This window comes from Erwinia sp. V90_4 (assembly GCF_029967685.1).
GTDB lineage: Bacteria > Pseudomonadota > Gammaproteobacteria > Enterobacterales > Enterobacteriaceae > Erwinia > Erwinia aphidicola.
On sequence record NZ_JASCAQ010000053.1, the window covers coordinates 38452 to 58409 of the forward strand.

The 19958-nt window shown below is 56.6% G+C and carries 18 protein-coding genes; 10 read left to right on the forward strand and 8 right to left on the reverse strand.

Going from position 1 to position 19958, the window contains the following annotated elements; all coding sequences use genetic code 11:
* Positions 1-13: 13 nt before the first annotated feature.
* Complete coding sequence (gene mdlD / locus QLG07_RS14370) at positions 14-1324, reverse strand: NAD(P)-dependent benzaldehyde dehydrogenase MdlD (protein ID WP_133622351.1); 1311 nt, start codon at positions 1322-1324, stop codon at positions 14-16.
* A gap of 15 nt (positions 1325-1339) precedes the next feature.
* Positions 1340-2455, reverse strand: coding sequence for an NAD(P)-dependent alcohol dehydrogenase (locus QLG07_RS14375; RefSeq protein ID WP_282469479.1), 1116 nt, complete (start codon positions 2453-2455; stop codon positions 1340-1342).
* Between the two features lie 263 nt (positions 2456-2718).
* Between QLG07_RS14375 and pstS the strand changes: the two genes are divergently transcribed.
* The 7 genes from pstS to QLG07_RS14410 all read left to right on the forward strand — a co-directional run bounded on the left by pstS (position 2719) and on the right by QLG07_RS14410 (position 9749).
* The gene (gene pstS / locus QLG07_RS14380; RefSeq protein WP_282469480.1) at positions 2719-3759 is read left to right on the forward strand and encodes a phosphate ABC transporter substrate-binding protein PstS; all 1041 of its coding nucleotides are present in this window, start codon (positions 2719-2721) and stop codon (positions 3757-3759) included.
* 91 nt (positions 3760-3850) lie between these two features.
* Complete coding sequence (gene pstC / locus QLG07_RS14385) at positions 3851-4813, forward strand: phosphate ABC transporter permease PstC (RefSeq protein ID WP_048917933.1); 963 nt, start codon at positions 3851-3853, stop codon at positions 4811-4813.
* Positions 4810-5697, forward strand: coding sequence for a phosphate ABC transporter permease PstA (gene pstA, locus QLG07_RS14390; RefSeq protein WP_048917932.1), 888 nt, complete (start codon positions 4810-4812; stop codon positions 5695-5697). Before pstC ends, pstA begins: the two co-directional genes overlap by 4 nt.
* A 45-nt stretch (positions 5698-5742) precedes the next feature.
* Positions 5743-6510: a phosphate ABC transporter ATP-binding protein PstB gene (gene pstB / locus QLG07_RS14395; RefSeq protein WP_048917931.1), complete on the forward strand. Its 768-nt coding sequence runs from the start codon at positions 5743-5745 to the stop codon at positions 6508-6510.
* A gap of 17 nt (positions 6511-6527) precedes the next feature.
* A complete protein-coding gene (gene phoU / locus QLG07_RS14400; protein ID WP_048917930.1) occupies positions 6528-7265 on the forward strand; it encodes a phosphate signaling complex protein PhoU in 738 nt (245 codons plus the stop codon).
* Between the two features lie 156 nt (positions 7266-7421).
* Entirely contained in the window at positions 7422-8366 is a 945-nt protein-coding gene (locus QLG07_RS14405; protein WP_282469551.1) for an Rpn family recombination-promoting nuclease/putative transposase, read from the forward strand.
* 141 nt (positions 8367-8507) lie between these two features.
* On the forward strand, positions 8508-9749 hold the full coding sequence (locus tag QLG07_RS14410) for an MFS transporter (RefSeq protein WP_048917928.1): 1242 nt from the start codon (positions 8508-8510) through the stop codon (positions 9747-9749).
* A gap of 164 nt (positions 9750-9913) precedes the next feature.
* Here QLG07_RS14410 and yieH read toward each other — a convergent pair whose 3' ends face one another.
* Both yieH and QLG07_RS14420 read right to left on the reverse strand, forming a co-directional pair.
* Positions 9914-10579, reverse strand: a complete 666-nt coding sequence (yieH, locus tag QLG07_RS14415; protein ID WP_048917927.1) for a 6-phosphogluconate phosphatase — start codon at positions 10577-10579, stop codon at positions 9914-9916.
* 58 nt (positions 10580-10637) lie between these two features.
* The gene (locus QLG07_RS14420) at positions 10638-11723 is read right to left on the reverse strand and encodes a LacI family DNA-binding transcriptional regulator (RefSeq protein WP_133622356.1); all 1086 of its coding nucleotides are present in this window, start codon (positions 11721-11723) and stop codon (positions 10638-10640) included.
* Positions 11724-11913: 190 nt separating this feature from the next.
* On the opposite strand from QLG07_RS14420, the gene QLG07_RS14425 reads away from it, so the two are divergent.
* From QLG07_RS14425 to QLG07_RS14435, 3 genes are all read left to right on the forward strand, one after another.
* Positions 11914-13227 (forward strand): MFS transporter, encoded by a 1314-nt coding sequence (locus QLG07_RS14425; protein ID WP_062818526.1) that lies wholly within the window; start codon positions 11914-11916, stop codon positions 13225-13227.
* Positions 13228-13233: 6 nt separating this feature from the next.
* Positions 13234-15600, forward strand: coding sequence for a glycoside hydrolase family 31 protein (locus tag QLG07_RS14430; RefSeq protein WP_282469481.1), 2367 nt, complete (start codon positions 13234-13236; stop codon positions 15598-15600).
* A gap of 323 nt (positions 15601-15923) precedes the next feature.
* On the forward strand, positions 15924-17237 hold the full coding sequence (locus QLG07_RS14435) for an NCS2 family permease (protein ID WP_062818525.1): 1314 nt from the start codon (positions 15924-15926) through the stop codon (positions 17235-17237).
* A 39-nt stretch (positions 17238-17276) separates the two neighbouring features.
* Here QLG07_RS14435 and QLG07_RS14440 read toward each other — a convergent pair whose 3' ends face one another.
* The 4 genes from QLG07_RS14440 to QLG07_RS14455 form a co-directional block, all read right to left on the reverse strand.
* Positions 17277-18020, reverse strand: a complete 744-nt coding sequence (locus QLG07_RS14440; RefSeq protein WP_282469482.1) for a 4'-phosphopantetheinyl transferase superfamily protein — start codon at positions 18018-18020, stop codon at positions 17277-17279.
* 198 nt (positions 18021-18218) lie between these two features.
* Complete coding sequence (locus tag QLG07_RS14445; RefSeq protein ID WP_282469483.1) at positions 18219-18452, reverse strand: hypothetical protein; 234 nt, start codon at positions 18450-18452, stop codon at positions 18219-18221.
* A 185-nt stretch (positions 18453-18637) separates the two neighbouring features.
* Positions 18638-19375 carry a hypothetical protein gene (locus QLG07_RS14450; RefSeq protein WP_282469484.1) on the reverse strand — a complete coding sequence of 246 codons (738 nt, stop codon included), beginning with the start codon at positions 19373-19375 and terminating at the stop codon, positions 18638-18640.
* An 18-nt stretch (positions 19376-19393) separates the two neighbouring features.
* Entirely contained in the window at positions 19394-19936 is a 543-nt protein-coding gene (locus tag QLG07_RS14455) for a fimbrial protein (protein ID WP_282469485.1), read from the reverse strand.
* Positions 19937-19958 lie beyond the last annotated feature (22 nt).

Genomic DNA, 19958 nt, shown 5'->3' on the forward strand with positions numbered 1-19958 from the left:
GGCGGAGTTAACTTTATTTTCTCACGCGCAGCGACTTCGGATGCGTAAAGGCCTGATAAGAAAACTCGCCATGATAGCAGCCCATCCCTGACGAGCCGACCCCGCCAAACGGCAGGTAGTGCGAAGCCGCGTGCAGCATCAGCGCGTTGATACCGGCATCCCCGGCGGGAATAGCATCAATGAGGGTGCGCGCCCGCTGCAGGCTGCGTGAGAAAACATACGCCGCCAGCGGTTGGGGGTGATGCAGATTGACGTTCATCGCCACTTCCTGCTCGCTGTCGAAGGTCAGGACCGGAAAAATGGGGCCGAACAGCTCACTCTGCATGGTGCTGTCATCAAATCTGACGTTGTCCACGATCGCTGGGGCAAAAAACCGCTGCGCCGGGTCAGACTCACCGCGCCAGATAATCTCCCCCTGGCTGGTGGCGAGGATCTGCTCCAGTCTGGCGTAAGCGGCATGGGAAACTATTTTACCGTTGCTGCCCGCCCGCTGAAAATGTTCACTCAGCGCGGCGCTGAGCTTCGCCAGCACCACGGCTTTAATGCGCCGATCGATATAAAGGTAATCTGCAGCCACGCAGGTCTGCCCGCTGTTGATCATTTTGCTGGCAAGCAGCTCCTCTACCACGACGTCAGGATCGGCATCATCCAGAATAATCGCCGGGCATTTACCGCCCAGCTCCAGCAGCACCGGGGTGAGGTTTTTCGCCGCAGCGGCCATCACAATTTTCCCCACCTGCGGGCTGCCGGTGAAGAAAATCAGGTTGAACGGCAGGGTTAGCAGGTACGCATTCTCCTCTTTTGCCCCCTGACAGACGTGGATGTAGTCAGAGTCAAAGGTGCTGTTGATGATCTTCTCTATGACGGCAGAGGTGGCTGGCGTGGCCTCCGAGGGTTTAATGATGGCGGTGTTGCCGCCAATAATTGCGCCGATCAGCGGGCAGCAGCTCAGGTAGAGCGGGTAGTTAAACGGCCCGATAATGTAGTTAACCCCGTAGCCCTCACGCGTGATGTAACTTTCGCTGTTGCCGAGCAGGGGCGGGGTCGGCACTTTTTTCTCTATCGACCATTCATCGAGATGCTCGAGTGCGAAGCTGATTTCATTCAGCAGCGGCGCGAGCTCAGCCTGTTCTACTGCGTGATGACTGCGGCCAAGATCGGACCACATCGCCTCGCAGACGGCTTCCTTATGCAACAACAGCGCATGGCGCAGTTTGGTGAGCTGGGCCTTTTTGAACGGGTTATCGCGGGTGATGCCGGATAAAAACACTTTTTTCTGGCTGTGGAAAATATCCAGCAGCCGACCTTGCCATGTTGCGTCCATCGCACAGTCTCCTTTTTAAAGCTGGTAGGTTTTATCAATGATCAGCACCGGCTTGATAGTGGCGCCGCTGGCGGAGTCTTCCCTCGCCTGATTGATATCGGCAAAGTCATAAAACTTCACCAGTTTCTCGTACGGAAACAGGCCGCGCTGGTGCCAGTCAATGAGCTGGGGAATGGCGATTTGCGGAATGGCATCGCCCATCAGTACGCCGATCACCTTCTTGCTGGAGGCCACCAGGCTGCGCATGGGGTTGAAGGTCAGGTCGTGGCGCGTCACGGCAACCGGAGCCAGCATGCCGCCGGTTGCCAGCGCCTCCAGCGCACTTTTCATCACCTCCGACAGGCCGGTGGTGTCGATCGCATAATTCACCCCAAGGCCCTGCGTATGGCTGGCAATCGTTGCCGCCACGTTTTCTCTGCCGCTGTTGATCGCATCCGTCGCGCCAAGCTCGCGCGCCAGCGCCAGGCGTGAATCGTGGATATCAATGGCGATCACTTTCCGGCAGCCGGCAATTTTTGCCGCCATCATCGCGGCCAGCCCGACCGCGCCGGTGCCATAAATCGCCATGGTCGAACCGGGTTGAGGCTTCAGTCCATTGAGCACCGTGCTTGCCCCGGTCAGCAGACCACAGCCGAGCGGCGCGACCAGACGCAGATCGGTGCGCTTATCCACCACGATCAGATTGTTGAAGGAAGTGTGGCTGTAGGTAGCGAAAGAGGACTGGAAAAACATATTGGAGACTTTACTGCCGTCAGGCTTAAGGTGGATGGCGCTGCCATCGGCGCGAAATCCTGAGTTATTCATCATCCCCCAGTCGTGGCAGTGAGAGGGATGTCCCTGGCGGCACTGAGCACAGTGGCCGCAGTATGCGTAGGACATCACCACGTGATCGCCGGGCTGAATGCCTTTGACCGCTTTGCCCACCTCTTCAACGATACCTGCGCCCTCGTGACCGAGCACGCCGGGGAAAAAATGCTGCTCATCACCGACGCGCAGCGCTTCATCAGAGTGGCAGATACCGGAGGCAACGAGTTTCACCCGCACCTCATCTTCGCGTAATGGCGCCAGCTCCAGCGTTTCCAGCTGATAGGGGGCATTGACCTGATTAACCACTGCGGCGGTAATTTTCATGATGTTTATCTCCTGTCCAATGGAGAGTCAAAAATAGCACCGTGAAAAAGCAGCGCAGCGGCAGGGAGAGCGATCGCACTTAAAGCGGGTTTTAGCATCAAGGTGCTGATGAATACAGCACGGCAGGATTTCGAAGGTCGTCACAAAAGTGTCATATAACGTACATTTTACTGTCACCAAACTGTCCTATTTTGCCTCCAGCAGCAATCATTAATTAGACAAACACGGCAACTGACCTGACTTTTCAATCCCGTGGAGGGAACATGACACTGATGCACAAAACCCTGGCTAAATTCGTCGCAGTAACCCTTTCTCTGAGCGCTGTTTCTGCCATGGCAGCGACGAATCTGACCGGTGCTGGCGGGACTTTCCCTGCCCCTGTGTATAACAAATGGGCTGCGGAGTACAACAAAGAAACGGGCAGCCAGGTTAACTATCAGGGGATTGGTTCATCCGGCGGCGTGAAGCAGATCATTGCGAAAACCGTCGATTTCGGTGCGTCAGATGCGCCGATGAAAGACGAAGATTTAGCCAAAAATGGCCTGTTCCAGTTTCCGACAGTTATTGGCGGCGTGGTACTGGCGGTTAATATTCCTGGTATCAAATCTGGCCAGCTGACGCTGGACGGCAAAACCGTTGGCGACATCTACCTTGGCACCATCAAAAAGTGGAACGACCCGGCTATCACCAGGCTGAACCCGGGCGTGAAGCTGCCAGACTCCAACATCAACGTGGTGCGCCGCGCTGACGGTTCAGGCACCTCATTCGTCTTCACCAGCTACCTGTCAAAAGTGAACAGCGACTGGAAAGGCAAAATTGGCGCAGGCAGCACCGTTAACTGGCCAGTCGGTCTGGGCGGCAAGGGCAACGACGGCGTGGCCGCGTTTGTTCAGCGTCTGCCAGGCTCAATCGGTTACGTTGAGTATGCCTACGCCAAGCAGAATAGCCTGGCGTACACCAAGCTGATGGATGCCGATGGCAAAGCGGTTGAGCCAAGCGAGCAGAGCTTCAGCGATGCGGCTAAAGGCGCTGACTGGAGCAAATCGTTTGCTCAGGATCTGACTTTCCAGAAGGGCGACAACGCCTGGCCAATCACCTCAACCACTTTCATTCTGGTTCACAAAGAGCAGGCTAACGCTGAGAAAGGCGCAACCGTGCTGAAGTTCTTTGACTGGGCCTACAAAAACGGTGGCAAAACCACGACCAGCCTGGACTACGCCACGCTGCCGGATTCCGTGGTTGAGCAGATCCGTGCTGCCTGGAAAGCCAACGTAAAAGACAGCTCAGGTAAAGCACTGTACTAAGCGAAGTCAGTATTTGTAGGGGCCGGGAACCCCCGGCCTGTACTCCGGGCGGCAGCGATGCCGCCCCGACAATTTCACTATCGAGACTGCTATGGCTGCAACCAAGCCGACATTCAAAGCTCCCGGCAAGCAAGGTGACATCATCTTCGGCGCACTGGTCAAACTGGCTGCGCTGATTGTGCTGTTGCTGCTTGGCGGTATTATCGTTTCCCTGCTGTTCTCCTCATGGCCGAGCATCCAGAAATTTGGTTTCTCCTTCCTGTGGACCAAAGAGTGGGATGCGCCTAACGAACAATTTGGTGCGCTGGTGCCGATTTACGGTACCGTCGTGACCTCGATTATCGCCCTGCTGATCGCTGTCCCGGTCAGTTTCGGCATCGCCCTGTTCCTGACTGAACTGGCACCCGCCTGGCTGCGTCGCCCGTTAGGCGTGGCGATTGAACTGCTGGCGGCGATCCCCAGCATTGTCTACGGCATGTGGGGGCTGTTTATCTTCGCCCCGCTGTTCGCCACTTATTTCCAGCAGCCGGTGGGCGATGTGATGGCGAACATCCCGATCGTCGGTGCGCTGTTCTCCGGTCCGGCATTTGGTATCGGTATCCTGGCCGCCGGAATTATCCTCGCGATCATGATCATTCCTTACATTGCCTCGGTAATGCGTGACGTATTCGAGCAGACGCCGGTGATGATGAAAGAGTCCGCTTATGGCATCGGCTGTACCACCTGGGAAGTGATCTGGCGCGTGGTGCTGCCGTTCACCAAGAACGGGGTGATCGGCGGCGTGATGCTCGGCCTTGGGCGCGCACTGGGTGAAACCATGGCGGTGACCTTTATCATCGGTAACACCTACCAGCTCGACAGCGCGTCGCTGTTTATGCCGGGCAACAGCATTACCTCCGCGCTGGCCAACGAGTTTGCCGAAGCCGAATCCGGCGTGCACACCGCTGCGCTGATGGAGCTGGGCCTGATCCTGTTTGTGATTACCTTTATCGTGCTGGCCTGTTCAAAACTGATGATTATGCGCCTGGCGAAAAGTGAAGGAGCGCGCTCATGACCACCATGGAAATGCAGGCTCGCGCCGAGCTGCTAGCTTCACGCCGCAAAATGCAGGCGTGGCGCCGCATGAAGAACCGCATTGCCCTCACCCTGTCGCTGCTGACCATGGCCTTTGGCCTGTTCTGGCTGGTGTGGATCCTGTTCGCTACGGTGACACGCGGTATCGACGGCATGTCGCTGTCGCTGTTTACTGAAAACACCCCACCGCCGAACACGGCGGGTGGCGGGCTGGCTAACGCCCTCGCGGGCAGCGGCCTGCTGATCCTCTGGTCCACGGTATTTGGCACGCCGCTGGGCATTATGGCGGGTATCTACCTTGCCGAGTACGGGCGTAAATCCTGGCTGGCAGAGATCACCCGTTTCATTAACGACATTCTGCTCTCCGCGCCGTCTATCGTCGTCGGTCTGTTCGTTTACACCATCGTGGTGGCGCAGATGCAGCACTTCTCCGGCTGGGCTGGCGTGGTCGCGCTGGCGCTGTTGCAGATCCCGATTGTGATCCGCACCACCGAGAACATGCTGAAACTGGTGCCGGACAGCCTGCGTGAAGCGGCCTACGCGCTGGGCACCCCGAAATGGAAGATGATTTCGGCAATCACCCTGAAAGCGTCGGTTTCCGGCATCCTCACCGGCGTGCTGCTGGCGATTGCCCGCATTGCCGGAGAGACCGCCCCGCTGCTGTTTACCTCATTGTCGAACCAGTTCTGGAGCACCGACATGATGCAGCCGCTGGCGAACCTGCCGGTCACTATCTTTAAGTTCGCCATGAGCCCGTTTGCCGACTGGCAGAGCCTGGCATGGGCGGGCGTGCTGATTATTACGCTGTGCGTACTGTTACTGAACATCCTGGCCCGCGTGATTTTCGCCAAGAGCAAACATTAATACTGTGCCGCACGGCTTAAGCGGTGCGGACTAAGTGAGATAAAAATGATGAGTAATTCCGCCAAGATGATTCAGGTTCGTGATTTGAACTTCTATTACGGAAAATTCCATGCGCTGAAAAATATCAATCTGGATATCGCGAAAAACCAGGTGACGGCGTTTATCGGCCCGTCAGGCTGCGGCAAATCCACCCTGCTGCGCACCTTTAACAAGATGTTTTCGCTCTATCCTGAGCAGCGTGCTGAAGGCGAGATCCTGCTGGATGGTGAAAACATTCTCACCGCAAACCAGGATATCGCCCTGCTGCGCGCGCGAGTTGGCATGGTGTTTCAGAAGCCAACCCCGTTCCCTATGTCGATCTACGACAACATCGCGTTTGGCGTGCGCCTGTTCGAAAAACTGTCGCGTGCCGATATGGACGAGCGCGTGCAGTGGGCGCTGACTAAAGCCGCGCTGTGGACAGAAACCAAAGACAAGCTGCATCAGAGCGGCTACAGTCTCTCCGGCGGGCAGCAGCAGCGTCTGTGCATTGCGCGCGGCATCGCTATCCGCCCGGAAGTGCTGCTGCTGGATGAGCCATGTTCGGCGCTCGACCCGATCTCGACCGGGCGCATCGAAGAGCTGATTACCGAACTGAAACAGGATTACACCGTGGTGATCGTGACCCACAACATGCAGCAGGCTGCGCGTTGCTCCGACCACACGGCATTTATGTACCTCGGCGAACTGATCGAGTTCAGCGACACGGATACGCTGTTCACCAAGCCGCATCAGAAGCAGACTGAAGATTACATTACCGGCCGTTACGGTTGATTTGACTGGAGAACACAATGGATAGCCTGAACCTGAACAAACACATCTCCGGCCAGTTCAACGCCGAGCTGGAGCACATCCGCACCCAGGTGATGACCATGGGCGGCATGGTTGAACAGCAGCTGACCGACGCGATCACCGCGATGCACAATCAGGACGGTGAGCTGGCGAATAAGGTGATCGAAGGCGATCACAAGGTCAACATGATGGAAGTGGAGATTGATGAAGCCTGCGTGCGCATCATCGCCAAACGTCAGCCGACCGCCAGCGACCTGCGTCTGGTGATGGCGATCATCAAAACCATCTCCGAGCTGGAACGTATCGGTGACGTGGCCGAGAAGATCTGCCGCACCGCGCTGGAAAAATTCACCCAGCAGCATCAGCCGCTGCTGGTAAGCCTGGAGTCGATGGGGCACCACACCATTGAGATGCTGCACGACGTGCTGGATGCTTTCGCGCGTATGGACCTGAACGCGGCGATTGAGATCTACCGCGAAGATAAGAAAGTGGACCAGGAGTATGAGGGCATCGTGCGTCAGCTGATGACCTATATGATGGAAGACCCGCGCACCATCCCCAGCGTGCTGACCGCGCTGTTCTGCGCCCGCGCCATCGAGCGTATCGGTGACCGCTGCCAGAACATCTGCGAAATTATCTTCTACTTCGTCAAAGGCCAGGATTTCCGCCACGTGGGTGGCGACCAGCTGGATAAGCTGCTGACCGGCGACGACAGCGGCGAAAACAGTCCGGGCTAAGCAGCCGGAGAAAGATAGAGGCCAGCACGTCTGGCCTTTTTTTTGTCTATAAACTGTGCAAAATATGTTCAGGATTTCTGTTTTGCACAAGCATTTTATTATTCTGAACGATGCTTGTTGTAATTTCGGGTAACCAGCATGGAAAGCTATCAGCCAATGAATAATAAAAGCAGTACGCCGACCCCCCATGATGCAACATTTCGCCAGTTTCTGACGCATCCGGAGGTTGCACGCGACTTCCTGGATATCCATCTTCCGGCAGAACTGCACGCTATCTGTGACCTCAGTACGCTGAAGCTTGAGTCAGGTTCCTTTGTTGAGGATAACCTCCGCCAGTATTTTAGCGACGTGCTCTACAGCCTGAAGACTACGGATGAAGATGATGGTTATATCCACGTGCTCATTGAACACCAGTCGACCCCAGATAAACATATGGCATTCAGGTTGTTGCGGTATGCAGTAGCATCAATGCAGCGGCATCTTGATGCGGGCCATAAAAAGCTGCCATTGGTAATACCCGTGCTGTTCTATATGGGGAAGCGTACCCCGTATCCCTATTCAACCTGCTGGTTGGATGAATTTTGTAATCCGGCGCTAGCGGCGAAGCTTTACAGTAGTCATTTTCCCCTGGTTGATGTCACCGTTATATCTGACGATGTAATCGCAGACCATCGCAGTTTGGCGGCACTGACCCTGCTGCAGAAACACATTCATCTCAGAGATCTGGCAGAACTGATGGACAAGCTTGTTCCCATCCTGCTGGCCGGATATCTTTCTTCATCACAGGTAGTATCGCTGGTACACTACATTGTACAGGCTGGCGAAACGTTGGACGCTGAAGCCTTTGTTCGTGAGCTGGCACAACGCGTGCCGCAACATGGGGACGAACTGATGACTATTGCACAACAGCTTGAGCAGAAGGGTATTGAGAAGGGTATTGAACAGGGTATCCAGCTCGGTGAAAAGCGTGGTTTTGAAAAAGGCCTTAATCAGGCCCGGATAGAATTAGCGCGCAGCATGCTGCAAAACGGCATCGATCGCAGCACCGTGATAAAAATTACCGCTCTGTCTGAAGCGGAGATGGCGCATATCTGCCACTGAACATCATTGCTTCTTTCTCTCTCCCTCAGGCCGTCAGCTCCAGACGGCCGGCTGACTCTCTATCCACTCCGTTTTTCCTTTGGCTTGTCGCCGCGTTGAAACTTATACTTGCGGCAAAATCCAAACCAGAAGGTTAAAAGCATGTCAGTCTCCCCACCGGACAAGCGCGGCGTCACGCCGGGTAAAGCAATGATCGCCGCCGTCAGCGGCTATGCAATGGACGGCTTCGATCTGCTGATCCTCGGGTTTATGCTGCCGGCGATTAGCGCGGCGCTGGTGCTGACCTCCTCCCAGGCGGGTTCACTGGTGACCTGGACGCTGATCGGCGCGGTGCTGGGCGGGATTATCTTCGGCCACCTTAGCGATCGCCTTGGGCGCATTCGCGTGCTGACCTTTACTATCCTGATGTTTTCTCTGTTCACCGGGCTGTGCGCCGTGGCGCAGGGCTACTGGGATCTGCTGGCCTACCGTACTCTGGCGGGAATGGGGCTGGGCGGTGAATTTGGCATCGGCATGGCGCTGATCGCTGAAGCCTGGCCTGCTAACAAGCGCAATCGCGCCTCGGCGTGGGTCGGCATGGGCTGGCAGCTGGGCGTCCTGCTGGCGGCGTTTATTACCCCTTTCCTGCTGGATATTATCGGCTGGCGCGGCATGTTCCTCGTTGGACTGCTGCCCGCGCTGGCATCGTTTGCTATTCGCCGCGGCATGGGCGAGCCGGAAGCGTTCACCCGTCATGTGGATGTCAATCAGGGGCTGTCTTTCCCGGCGCGCATCAGGCTGCTGTTTGCCGATGCCGCCACCACCAAAGCCAGCATCGGCATCTTTATTCTCTGCTCGGTGCAGAACTTCGGCTATTACGGCCTGATGATCTGGATGCCCAGCTACCTCTCCACGCAGTTTGGCTTCTCGCTGACCAAATCCGGCCTGTGGACGGCGGTAACGGTGGTCGGCATGACCTTCGGCATCTGGCTGTTTGGCCTGCTGGCGGATCGCTTCGCGCGCTGGAAAATCTTCCTGATTTATCAGGTCGGTGCGGTAGTGATGGTGGTGGTTTATGCGCAGCTGCGTGACCCGACGGTGATGCTGTTTACCGGCGCGCTGATGGGAATGTTCGTCAACGGCATGATTGGCGGCTACGGTGCGCTCATATCCGATATCTATCCGGTGAAAGTGCGTGCTACCGCGCAGAACGTGTTGTTTAACCTGGGTCGTGGCGTGGGCGGCTTTGGTCCGCTGGTGATTGGCCTGCTGGTCAGCCAGTGGTCATTTACCGCCGCTATTACCCTGCTGGCGCTGATCTACCTGCTGGATATCTTCGCCACGCTGTTCCTGCTGCCGAAAAAGCAGGGGCAGGATGAGGATACGCTGGGGGCGATTGGTTGAGAAATTAGCGGATAGGGCACGCAGGCCTGATGACGATGATTTATCTGCCGGCGGTCGCGTAGGGGCCGACCGCTTCTCCTGGTCGGCCCGCGTGTGACCCATGCGCACCAATCAGCAGGAGGACGGACCGATCAAGAAGGTCCGCCCCGACAGCGTTGCTGTTTTTATCCGCGTGTGAGCTGCCAGCCCCTGGCGCGCCACAGATCGGGCAGCTGGGCCATATCGTCAAATACCGTCACCAGCGGATGATCGAGCGGCGGATTGTGCGCATCCACGCAGTAGTAGAATACCGGGATCCCGGCGGCGATGCCCGCTCTGGCACCCGCTTCTGAGTCATCCACCAGAATGCAGCGCTCAACCGGCACGCCCATCTGCCTGGCCGCGTGGTACATCAGTTCCGGTTCCGGTTTCCAGTGCTGGATATCGTAGCCGCTGTACAGTCGGTCAGCAAAAAACGGCAGCATCTGCGTCAGGCCGAGCGAGTGCTGCATTTTGGGCACCGTGCCGTTGGACACCACGCACATCGGCACGTCGATCTGTTCCAGCAGCGCTTTTGCCCCACGAATGGGCTGCAGCTCAAGATCAAACAGCCGCGCAACCTCCTGGCGATAGGCGGGTTCCAGTATCTCAACCGGGGTATCAAGACCGTGCTGCTGGCAGACATCGGCGATAATGTCGTACAGCTTCACGCCTTTGTATTTCTCAAACATCTCCTGCAGTGACAGCTGCGCGCCGAACCTGGCAAACGTGTTCACATAGGCCTGGGTACAGAGCATTTCACTGTCCACCAGCGTGCCGTCGCAATCAAAAAAAATACACTCCACCGTCATACCGCTTCCTTCATTTTTGCTGGGCTAAGGTCAGATAGTAGCGTGAATATTGGCTGATTTACGATGTGCGATCGTATAAACCGTGCTTGCCGCTGCTGTAAGCGGGCATGATGCGTGAGGCGCCGAGGCGTTTAACCGAGTCGCGCAGCGCCAGCTTTCCCTGCAGCAGCATGGTGCAGGGCGGCGAGTCAGGCTGCAGGATGCGGCGCTGTAGCAGCTGCAGCGCCTCAAAGCCCAGCTCGTCGCGCGGCACCTGCACCGAGGTTAGCGGTACATCTTCGATCTCCGCCAGGTTAAAGCCGTCGGTGCTCATCACCGAGATCTCCCCCGGCACCGCAATCTGCTGTTTTTGCAGCGCCCTGAGCGCGCCCGCGGCCATATAGTCGCCACCGGCGAGGATGGCGGTGGGCCGTTCGCTGGCGGCCAGCCCTCGCAGCCAGGCACCCAGCGCCTGCTCCGCCTCTTCGCTGCCAAAGCCGGCGGTGGTGATCAGATGCTGCTGCTCGTCAAACGCCATATGATGCCGCGCCCAGGCCTGGCGAATACCGCTCAGGCGCAGCTCCATGGTGGCGCGACGCAGGCACTGCAGGTTGAGAATGCGGGTGTGGCCCTGCTCAATCAGGTAGCTGGCGGCGAACTCGCCGATGCGCTGATGATCGGGAGAAACGCTGTCGAGGCGCATCTGGCGATCGCTGCAGTTGATCAGCACGCAGGGTTTATGCAGCTCGGCGGCCAGCTGGTGGATCACGTCATCATCAATACCAATAATCAGCGCCGCTTCGCTTTCCGGCTCGCTCATCTTGCTGAGAAACAGGCTGCGGTCGCTGTCAGTCTCCTCCAGCCCGCAGTAGCGCAGGCGCACTTCATGGCTGGCCAGCGCTGCGGTAATTCCCTGAATCACCTTGTAGTAGAAGATATCGCTGCGCACGTCGAACGCACGCTGCGGGGCAAACACCACAATATTGTTCAGCATCAGCCGCCCGCAGGAGATCGCCTGCAAAATGCCGTTGCTGCGGGCGCAGGCCATGACCTGCTGGCGTGCCGCCGGGCTGGTATTCATCTTGCCCGCCAGCACGCGTGAAACCGTGCTGATCGACAGCCCGGTTTGTCGGGCAATTTCGGCGATTTTCAGCTTTCCGTTCAATCTGTGATCTCCTTCAAATTGCGTCATGAGAATTTTTTCATGGCCGGATAGCCGCACTGTGCCTGAGATTAATCGCGATTATTGTGAGTAGTGCGCCATTCCATGCAAATCCTTGCAAAAATGCCGGTTTCGCTGAAGTCGTGCGCTGGCTAGTTTCGATTCAGGCACTTTTTGTCGCCAGGAGAAATGAATGAGCGTGGAAATCAACCGCACTGCGGTACAAAGCAACCGACGTAAAATTAAGTCCCTGCGCTGGTGGATGCTGGCGCTGTTTTTACTGGGAATTACCGTCAACTATCTGACGCGTAACTCGTTGGGGATCCTGGCGCCGGAGCTGAAAACCAGCCTGAACATGAGCACCGAACAGTACTCCTGGGTGGTGGCGGCGTTCCAGCTGGCCTACACCCTGTTTCAGCCGATCTGCGGCTGGCTGATCGATGTGGTTGGCCTGAAGCTCGGTTTCCTGCTGTGCGCCAGCGTCTGGGCGATTGTCTGCATGCTGCATGCCGGGGCCGGAAGCTGGCTGCATCTGGCTATTCTGCGCTTCTTTATGGGCGGTGCCGAAGCGGCAGCTACCCCGGCGAATGCCAAAGCGATCGGTGACTGGTTCCCGAAAAAAGAGCGCCCGGTTGCGGCGGGCTGGGCGGGCGTCGGCTTCTCCATCGGCGCGATGCTGGCCCCGCCGGTGATCGTGCTGGCGCACGCCACCATGGGCTGGCAGGGGGCGTTTCTGTTCTCGGGCGGGCTGGCGCTGGTGTGGGTGCTGCTGTGGTGGCGCTTCTACCACTCGCCGCAGCAGCACCCCAACCTCAGCCAGCAGGAATATGCACTGATCCACCAGGATAATGAGCCGATGCTGCCCGCTCTGCCATTTTGGACATCACTGAAAATCCTCAGTAAAAACCGCAAGTTCTACGGCATCGCTATTCCGGCCTTCCTCGCGGAACCGGCGTGGGCGGTGTTCAGCTTCTGGGTGCCGCTCTACCTCGCGACCGAACGCGGGATGGACCTCAAGCAGATCGCGATGTTCGCCTGGCTGCCATTCCTCGCAGCCGACCTGGGCAGTGTTGCCAGCGGCTACCTCACCCGTCTGTACCGCAAGTGGTTTGGCTGCACGCTGGTTAACTCGGTGGTCGCCAGCTCGGTTACTGGGGCATTTCTGATGGTGTCGCTGGCGCTGGTGGCGCTGACCAAAGATCCGCTGGTGGCGATCGCGCTGATCTCCGTTGGCGGCTTCGGTCACCAGGTGATCTCCTGCATGCTCAGCGCGCTGGTGGTCGAATCCTTCGATAAAAATCAGATGGCTACGGTCAACGGCCTGCGCGGCAGCTGCGCGTGGGTCGCCAGCTTCCTGTTTACCTTACTGATCGGTGCGATATCCGACACCGTTGGTTTTAACCCACTGTTTGTCGCCATGGGCTTTTTTGACCTGATCGGCGCGCTGTTCCTGATTGCGTTGGTCGCCGAGCGCAGCAGGAAAAAAATCCCCCAGGCTGGAGAATAAGTTTTTATGAAAACCTTAAAAAACTGGACGCTGGCTGGCCAGCATCCTGACCGCATCGAGCTCACGGTGGATGAGCAGCACAGTTTCTGCCTTTACGTGCTGGAGCCGCACCTGTGCCGCGTGCTGATCAAGCAGCATCATGCGCTGCGCCTGGAGCGTAGCTGGAGCATCGCGCCGGATCAGGATGTGCCGTGGCAGGGGCGCGATCGCCTGAGTACGCAAGGCTTCAGCCTGCCGGGCTACCGGCTGGACCATAATGATGACCGGCTGGTGCTGAGCACCGATAAGCTGCGCGTCACCGTACATCAGCCGCTGTGCCTGACGTGGGAATACCGTGATGCAGCGGGCGAGTGGCAGCCGCTGGCCGCCGACCGTCCGACCGGTGCCTATCTGCTGAATGCGCACGGCGACGGCGTGGCGCACTATCAGCGCCGTTTCCCGGACGATCGCTACTACGGGCTGGGGGAGAAGTCCGGCGATCTGGAGCGTACCGGCCGCCGCTTTGAGATGCGCAACCTCGACGCGATGGGCTACAACGCCGCCAGCACCGATCCGCTGTATAAACATATCCCGTTTACCATCACCCGCCGCCCCGGCGTCAGCTTCGGGCTGTTTTACGACAACCTCAGCAGCTGCTGGCTTGATCTGGGCAACGAGCTGGATAACTACCATCTGGCCTATCGCCGCTGGCAGGCAGAAGCGGGGGACGTGGATTACTATCTGATGCTCGGGCCGCAGGTGATCGACGTGACCAAAGCCTTTGTGCGCCTGACCGGCAGAACGCTGTTCGGGCCAAAATGGAGCCTCGGCTACAGCGGTTCCACCATGCACTACACCGATGCGGATGACGCGCAGGAGCAGCTCCAGCAGTTTATCCGCCTGTGCCGCGAGCAGGCGATCCCCTGTGACTCATTCCAGCTGTCATCGGGTTATACCTCGATCAACAACAAGCGCTATGTGTTCAACTGGAACTACGACAAGGTGCCGCAGCCGGAGCAGCTGAGCGCCGCGTTCCACGACGCCGGGCTGAAGCTGGCCGCCAATATCAAGCCCTGCCTGCTGCATGACCATCCGCAGTATCAGCAGGTCGCGCAGCAGGGGTTGTTTATCCGCGATTCGGAAAGCGACAGGCCGGAACGCTCCAGCTTCTGGGACGACGAAGGTTCGCACCTCGACTTCACTAACCCGGCGACCGTGCGCTGGTGGCAGGAGGGCGTCACTACCCAGCTGCTGGCAAAGGGCATCGACGCGACCTGGAACGATAACAACGAATATGAGGTGTGGGACGGCGAAGCGCGCTGTCACGGCTTCGGCCAGCCGATAGCCATCAAGCATATCCGCCCGGTGATGCCGCTGCTGATGATGCGTGCCTCGCTGGAAGCGCAGCAGCGCTTTGCCCCGGATCTGCGCCCGTATCTGATCTCGCGCTCCGGCTGTGCCGGGATGCAGCGCTATGTACAGACCTGGAGCGGCGATAACCGCACCAGCTGGCAGACCCTGCGCTATAACACGCGCATGGGGCTGGGGATGAGCCTGTCCGGGTTGTATAACATTGGTCACGACGTCGGCGGCTTCTCTGGCGACCGGCCCGATCCCGAGCTGCTGGTGCGCTGGGTGCAGAACGGCGTCATGCATCCGCGCTTTACCATTCATTCGTGGAACGATGACGGCACGGTCAATGAACCCTGGATGTATCCGCAGGTGACCCCGATGATCCGCGAAGCCATCCAGCTGCGTTACCGGCTGCTGCCCTACTTTTACAACCTGCTGTGGCAGGCCAGCAGCGAAGATGAGCCGATGCTGCGCCCGACCTTCCTCGACCACGAGCATGACGCCAATACCTGGCGTGAAAACGACGACTTTATGATTGGCCGCGATCTGCTGGTAGCCAGCGTGGTGGAACAGGGCCAGCGTCAGCGCGAGGTGTGGCTGCCGGACAACGGTGAAGGCTGGTACTGCTTCTGGAGCGGCGTCTGGTTCGGCGGCGGGCAGACCATTACCCTGAACGCCCCGCTGGAACGCCTGCCGCTGCTGGTGCGCGCCGGTGCCGGTTTACCGCTCTCCTCACGTCTTGCCTATGCCGACAGCGCACAGGACCAGAGCCGGGAGTTAAAACTGTTCCCGCTGCGCGGTGACGGGCAGTCAGAAGGGATGATTTTCGAGGATGATGGCGTCAGCCACGGCTGGCAGCGCGATGATGCCCTGTGGCTGAACTGGCAGATGAAAACCAGCGCGCAGCGCATCGACGTTACCCTCACCACCCGCGGTCTGTTCCGCCCGGCGTGGCGGTCGCTGACGCTGAGCTTACCGGCGGGTGAGCAGCGCGAAATCTGGCTCAACGGCGAGCGCACGCAGCGCTTCGAGCTGGAATGATTTATTCCGGTTAACCGACAGCTTGTGGAATATCCCCCGCGTTTGCGCGGGTAGAGATACCCTAAATAATTCGAGCTGCAGGAAGGCGGCAAATGAGTGAGTCCCGATGAGCTTACGCTGGTAAGTGATTCGGGTGAACGAATGTAGCCAACGCACCTGCAGCTTGAAGTATGACGGGTATAGTCAATTACTGTTAATGGCGGTGATTAGCCGGTGAAAACAGCGCAATCGGTTGCGAAAAAACCCGCCTCCCCGCATCCCAAATGCGGAATTATGGGGTAGGATAGCCACCGACAATTTTTTCTCCGCTCTGGAATCACATAATGACTACTCCCGGCCTGTTACAACGGATTTTTAAACTGCAGGAGCATGGCACCACTGTCCGTACCGAGGTGATTGCCGGTTTCACCACCTTCCTGACGATGGTGTATATCGTTTTCGTTAACCCACAGATTCTGGGCGTTGCCGGGATGGATACCCAGGCGGTATTTGTCACTACCTGCCTGATTGCCGCCTTCGGCAGTATCCTGATGGGCCTGGTGGCTAACCTGCCGGTGGCGCTGGCTCCGGCGATGGGCCTTAATGCCTTCTTTGCCTTTGTCGTGGTGGGCGCGATGGGGATCTCCTGGCAGGTCGGGATGGGGGCGATTTTCTGGGGCGCGGTGGGCCTGCTGCTGCTGACCATCTTCCGCGTGCGTTACTGGATGATTGCCAATATTCCGTTGAGCCTGCGCGTGGGGATCACCGCCGGCATCGGGCTGTTTATCGCGCTGATGGGGCTGAAAAATGCCGGCATTATCGTTGCCAATGAAGCGACCCTGGTAACCGTCGGTAATCTGACCTCGCACAGCGTGCTGCTGGGGGCGCTGGGCTTCTTTATTATTGCCATTCTCGCCTCGCGCAATATTCACGCGGCGGTGCTGGTCTCGATTGTGGTCACCACGGCGATTGGCCTGGCGATTGGCGATGTGAAATTCACCGGGGTATTCTCAGCCCCCCCGCCGGTGACTTCCGTTCTGGGTCAGGTCAACCTGAAGGACTCGCTCAACGTGGGCATGGCCGGGATCATCTTCTCCTTTATGCTGGTTAACCTGTTTGACTCCTCCGGCACGCTGATTGGCGTGACCGACAAGGCCGGGCTGACCGATGAGAAAGGCAAGTTCCCGCGCATGAAGCAGGCGCTGTACGTTGACAGTATCAGCTCCGTGGCGGGCTCTTTTATTGGCACCTCTTCGGTCACTGCCTACATCGAAAGCTCTTCCGGGGTCTCTGTCGGAGGCCGCACCGGCCTGATGGCGGTGGTAACGGGCGTGCTGTTCCTGCTGGTGATGTTCCTGTCACCGCTGGCGGGCATGGTTCCGGCTTATGCCGCTGCCGGTGCGCTGATTTACGTGGGGGTGTTGATGACCTCCAGCCTGGCCCGCGTAAAGTGGGACGACCTGACCGAAGCGGTACCGGCGTTTGTCACCGCAGCGATGATGCCGTTCAGCTTCTCGATTACCGAAGGGATTGCGCTGGGCTTTATCTCCTACTGCGTGATGAAGCTGGGCACCGGCCGCTGGCGTGAAATCAGCCCGTGCGTGGTGGTGGTGGCGCTGCTGTTCGTGCTGAAAATCGCCTTTATCGACGCGCATTAATCGACCGACGGGTGGTGGCAGGCGCTGCCACCCGCTTTATCAGTAGTGAAGCTGGAGTTTTTCAGTCGGCAGACTGGTCAGACGCAGCGTGCTGGTTGCCAGATTTTGCGCATAGAGATTAATATCGCGCAGAGACTCCCAACCCTTTTCCCCGTCATACTCCCACAGGTGCAGCCGATCGGTGCCGGGTGACAGCGCACAGGACCAGACCAGCAGCGGTTCGACGTCGCACAGCGCATGAATATCCGGCCAGCTCGCCGAACGCAGACGTCCGGATGCCGGGTGCAGGCGCAGCGAATCCATCCCCTTTTCACCTTCTCCCGTCAGCTTAAGAATGCTCTGGCGCAGCGTCCACAGCTGGGTTGAGGCCTCCATAACGTCATTCTGCGCGTTGATCCACGCCTTCTCCCCGGAGGAGAGGCACTCAAAGTGGTGTTCCAGCGTCTGTCGGCTGTGGGCACGGACAATCTCCATATCCAGCCCGGCGTGGCCGCCTTCTTCCGCCAGCAGCACGCCGACCATATTACCGGCGTAGGCGAAGCTGAAATCGGGCAGATCGGGGTTGCTGAAGCAGGGGCGTCCGCTACTGCTGAGGGTGATCTCTGGCAGCGACGGCAAGCCGTAGACGCGCAGCATCAGCTCGGCCAGCAGCGTGCGGGCGGCCAGATAGCGGCTGCGGCGTTTCTCGCCAAAGCGAGCGGCGCGCTCAACCAGCTGGAGTGGGAGTCGGTGTACCGGGGTTCGGGTCTGGGCGAGTGCCCAACGTGCAAAATGACTTGCCATCTGTCGCTCCGTGAAAATGGTCGGATAATCATCATCTCCTATTGTAAGAATTTTCTTAGCTCTTTGCATCAGTCAAACGCAATTCGCGACATAAATCAGATTTATGGCAGGCCAGAGGCTGGCGTTACGGGTCAGACAGGTCGTCGACCCGGAGAGGATAAATGACAGGGAGCGCGGGCAGGTGTGAACAGCAGAAGTTCAGTCCCAGGTCGTTTCAAAAACCACTAAGGCTTCCTTATATCCTGATGATGCCCCAGTGAAATCCAGGGTGAAAATCAACGAGAAAGGCTCTTTTTCATACGGTGTCGTATAGAACCGCTGACTGTTTTTACCCTCGTTAAATGCATAAGAGACCAAAGCATCTTTGACTAAAACGGCGCTCACGAATGTGCTTAACAGACGTAACTGGCCTGAGGTGGCACTATTGCACATAACATATCCGCTCAGTTCAATTTTTTTTCCTGATCTTCCCCATTCAACTGTTCCAAAATTTACCGTGTCTGGAATATTAACACGACAGCATCACCGAGAGACATATCCTTATATGTTCAATAGCTTTTTTTTATCAACACTCTGCTTTTTCTACCTATTTACGTATTAATATCTTGTAGCTAAGATTACAACCAATTGGCTTTTAACACTACGCTGGCCTGTTTTTTTCCGGCAGCCGTGCCGGAGTTATCAAGATAAAAATAAAGATTGAATGCTGTTTTAACGGCTTTATCTGCGCTTACTGTGGTAGTCGCTTTACCATTTTCAAACATAAAAAACACGTCAGCATCACCGACCTTAATCTGCTGATTATTAATATTCTTACCTGTCAACGATAGTGAAACCGATGATTTTAGATTGCAGGTTATACCGGCCTCCAGTGTAACTTCAGTGCCAGCACTGCTGGCTGCAACCTGACCAAAATCTACCGAAGCAGGGATATCAAGCTTGCAGTTACGCGTCGGTGCTGGGTTGGCACTATTTTGTGAATAATAATATATTTCTCTGGAGTTTGAATTTTTTTTGCAATAAAACTCAAATGCAGGTCTTTTAAATGCGTCAACTTTTTTACTATATGCAATAGTACCACTCCCAGCTAACATCTTATTTAATAATTTTTTAGCGGCTTCCTCATCTTTGCAGATTTCACCAACTTGTGAGGTAAGTACTTTATTGTCATCCACCTTGAATGTCATCTCAGGTTTATTATTAGTAACAATGCTGTTTCTAAATAATGGGTCCTCTACATTCCCATATATTCTGTAAGTAAAGAATTTGTAGCTGTAGCTTATTTTACCCTGCGCGGTAAAGGGTATTACCAATAATAAGACAGGTATTATTTTTTTTGATGTGAATATTTCCATTTTTAATTATTTTATCCTCTAATAATATTCGAGTCGAAAAGTCGCCACGGCGCTAAATCCTCCGCTTGAAATGGTGTGTTCCTGAATCGCCTGCGGCTCACTCTGAATCCATGCAGCGAACTTCAGGGGTATATTGCCATTTTCCAGCGCGATCTCTTTGCTGCCGCTGTTAATGGCTATGGTTTTTCCCTCTGCATCTTCAATACCAATAGCTATACCGCTGTTATTTGGTGTCACAGCCAGCAGCCCCGGTAATGCGCTGCTCTCTTTACCGCTAAAAGAGACGCTGAGCTGTTTTCCTATACTCAGATCGCAGTCTAGCAGGTGCAGTTGAAACGGCTGTGACGGAGTACGCCCATTTTTATAGAGGTATTTATTGAATATTTCGCCAAAATCTACACGAATACTCTCGTCGCCGGGCCGCAGTGTACAGGCTTCGGCTACCAGCATACCGGAAAAATAAACGTTATCAGTGTTGGATAGTGCACTGCTTATGGGCGAAATGGCACAGAGAGTGAAATATAGTGCCAGGGTACGCGACTTTAATTGGGTTATCTGCATAATTTCCCTATTGTTATTCAGC

Coding starts and splice junctions, on each gene's coding strand:
- mdlD (WP_133622351.1), bottom strand. CDS start 1,324: ATGGACGCAACATGGCAAGGTCGGCTGCTGGATATTTTCCACAGCCAG.
- QLG07_RS14375 (WP_282469479.1), bottom strand. CDS start 2,455: ATGAAAATTACCGCCGCAGTGGTTAATCAGGTCAATGCCCCCTATCAG.
- pstS (WP_282469480.1), top strand. CDS start 2,719: ATGACACTGATGCACAAAACCCTGGCTAAATTCGTCGCAGTAACCCTT.
- pstC (WP_048917933.1), top strand. CDS start 3,851: ATGGCTGCAACCAAGCCGACATTCAAAGCTCCCGGCAAGCAAGGTGAC.
- pstA (WP_048917932.1), top strand. CDS start 4,810: ATGACCACCATGGAAATGCAGGCTCGCGCCGAGCTGCTAGCTTCACGC.
- pstB (WP_048917931.1), top strand. CDS start 5,743: ATGATGAGTAATTCCGCCAAGATGATTCAGGTTCGTGATTTGAACTTC.
- phoU (WP_048917930.1), top strand. CDS start 6,528: ATGGATAGCCTGAACCTGAACAAACACATCTCCGGCCAGTTCAACGCC.
- QLG07_RS14405 (WP_282469551.1), top strand. CDS start 7,422: ATGAATAATAAAAGCAGTACGCCGACCCCCCATGATGCAACATTTCGC.
- QLG07_RS14410 (WP_048917928.1), top strand. CDS start 8,508: ATGTCAGTCTCCCCACCGGACAAGCGCGGCGTCACGCCGGGTAAAGCA.
- yieH (WP_048917927.1), bottom strand. CDS start 10,579: ATGACGGTGGAGTGTATTTTTTTTGATTGCGACGGCACGCTGGTGGAC.
- QLG07_RS14425 (WP_062818526.1), top strand. CDS start 11,914: ATGAGCGTGGAAATCAACCGCACTGCGGTACAAAGCAACCGACGTAAA.
- QLG07_RS14430 (WP_282469481.1), top strand. CDS start 13,234: ATGAAAACCTTAAAAAACTGGACGCTGGCTGGCCAGCATCCTGACCGC.
- QLG07_RS14435 (WP_062818525.1), top strand. CDS start 15,924: ATGACTACTCCCGGCCTGTTACAACGGATTTTTAAACTGCAGGAGCAT.
- QLG07_RS14440 (WP_282469482.1), bottom strand. CDS start 18,020: ATGGCAAGTCATTTTGCACGTTGGGCACTCGCCCAGACCCGAACCCCG.
- QLG07_RS14445 (WP_282469483.1), bottom strand. CDS start 18,452: ATGTGCAATAGTGCCACCTCAGGCCAGTTACGTCTGTTAAGCACATTC.
- QLG07_RS14450 (WP_282469484.1), bottom strand. CDS start 19,375: ATGGAAATATTCACATCAAAAAAAATAATACCTGTCTTATTATTGGTA.
- QLG07_RS14455 (WP_282469485.1), bottom strand. CDS start 19,936: ATGCAGATAACCCAATTAAAGTCGCGTACCCTGGCACTATATTTCACT.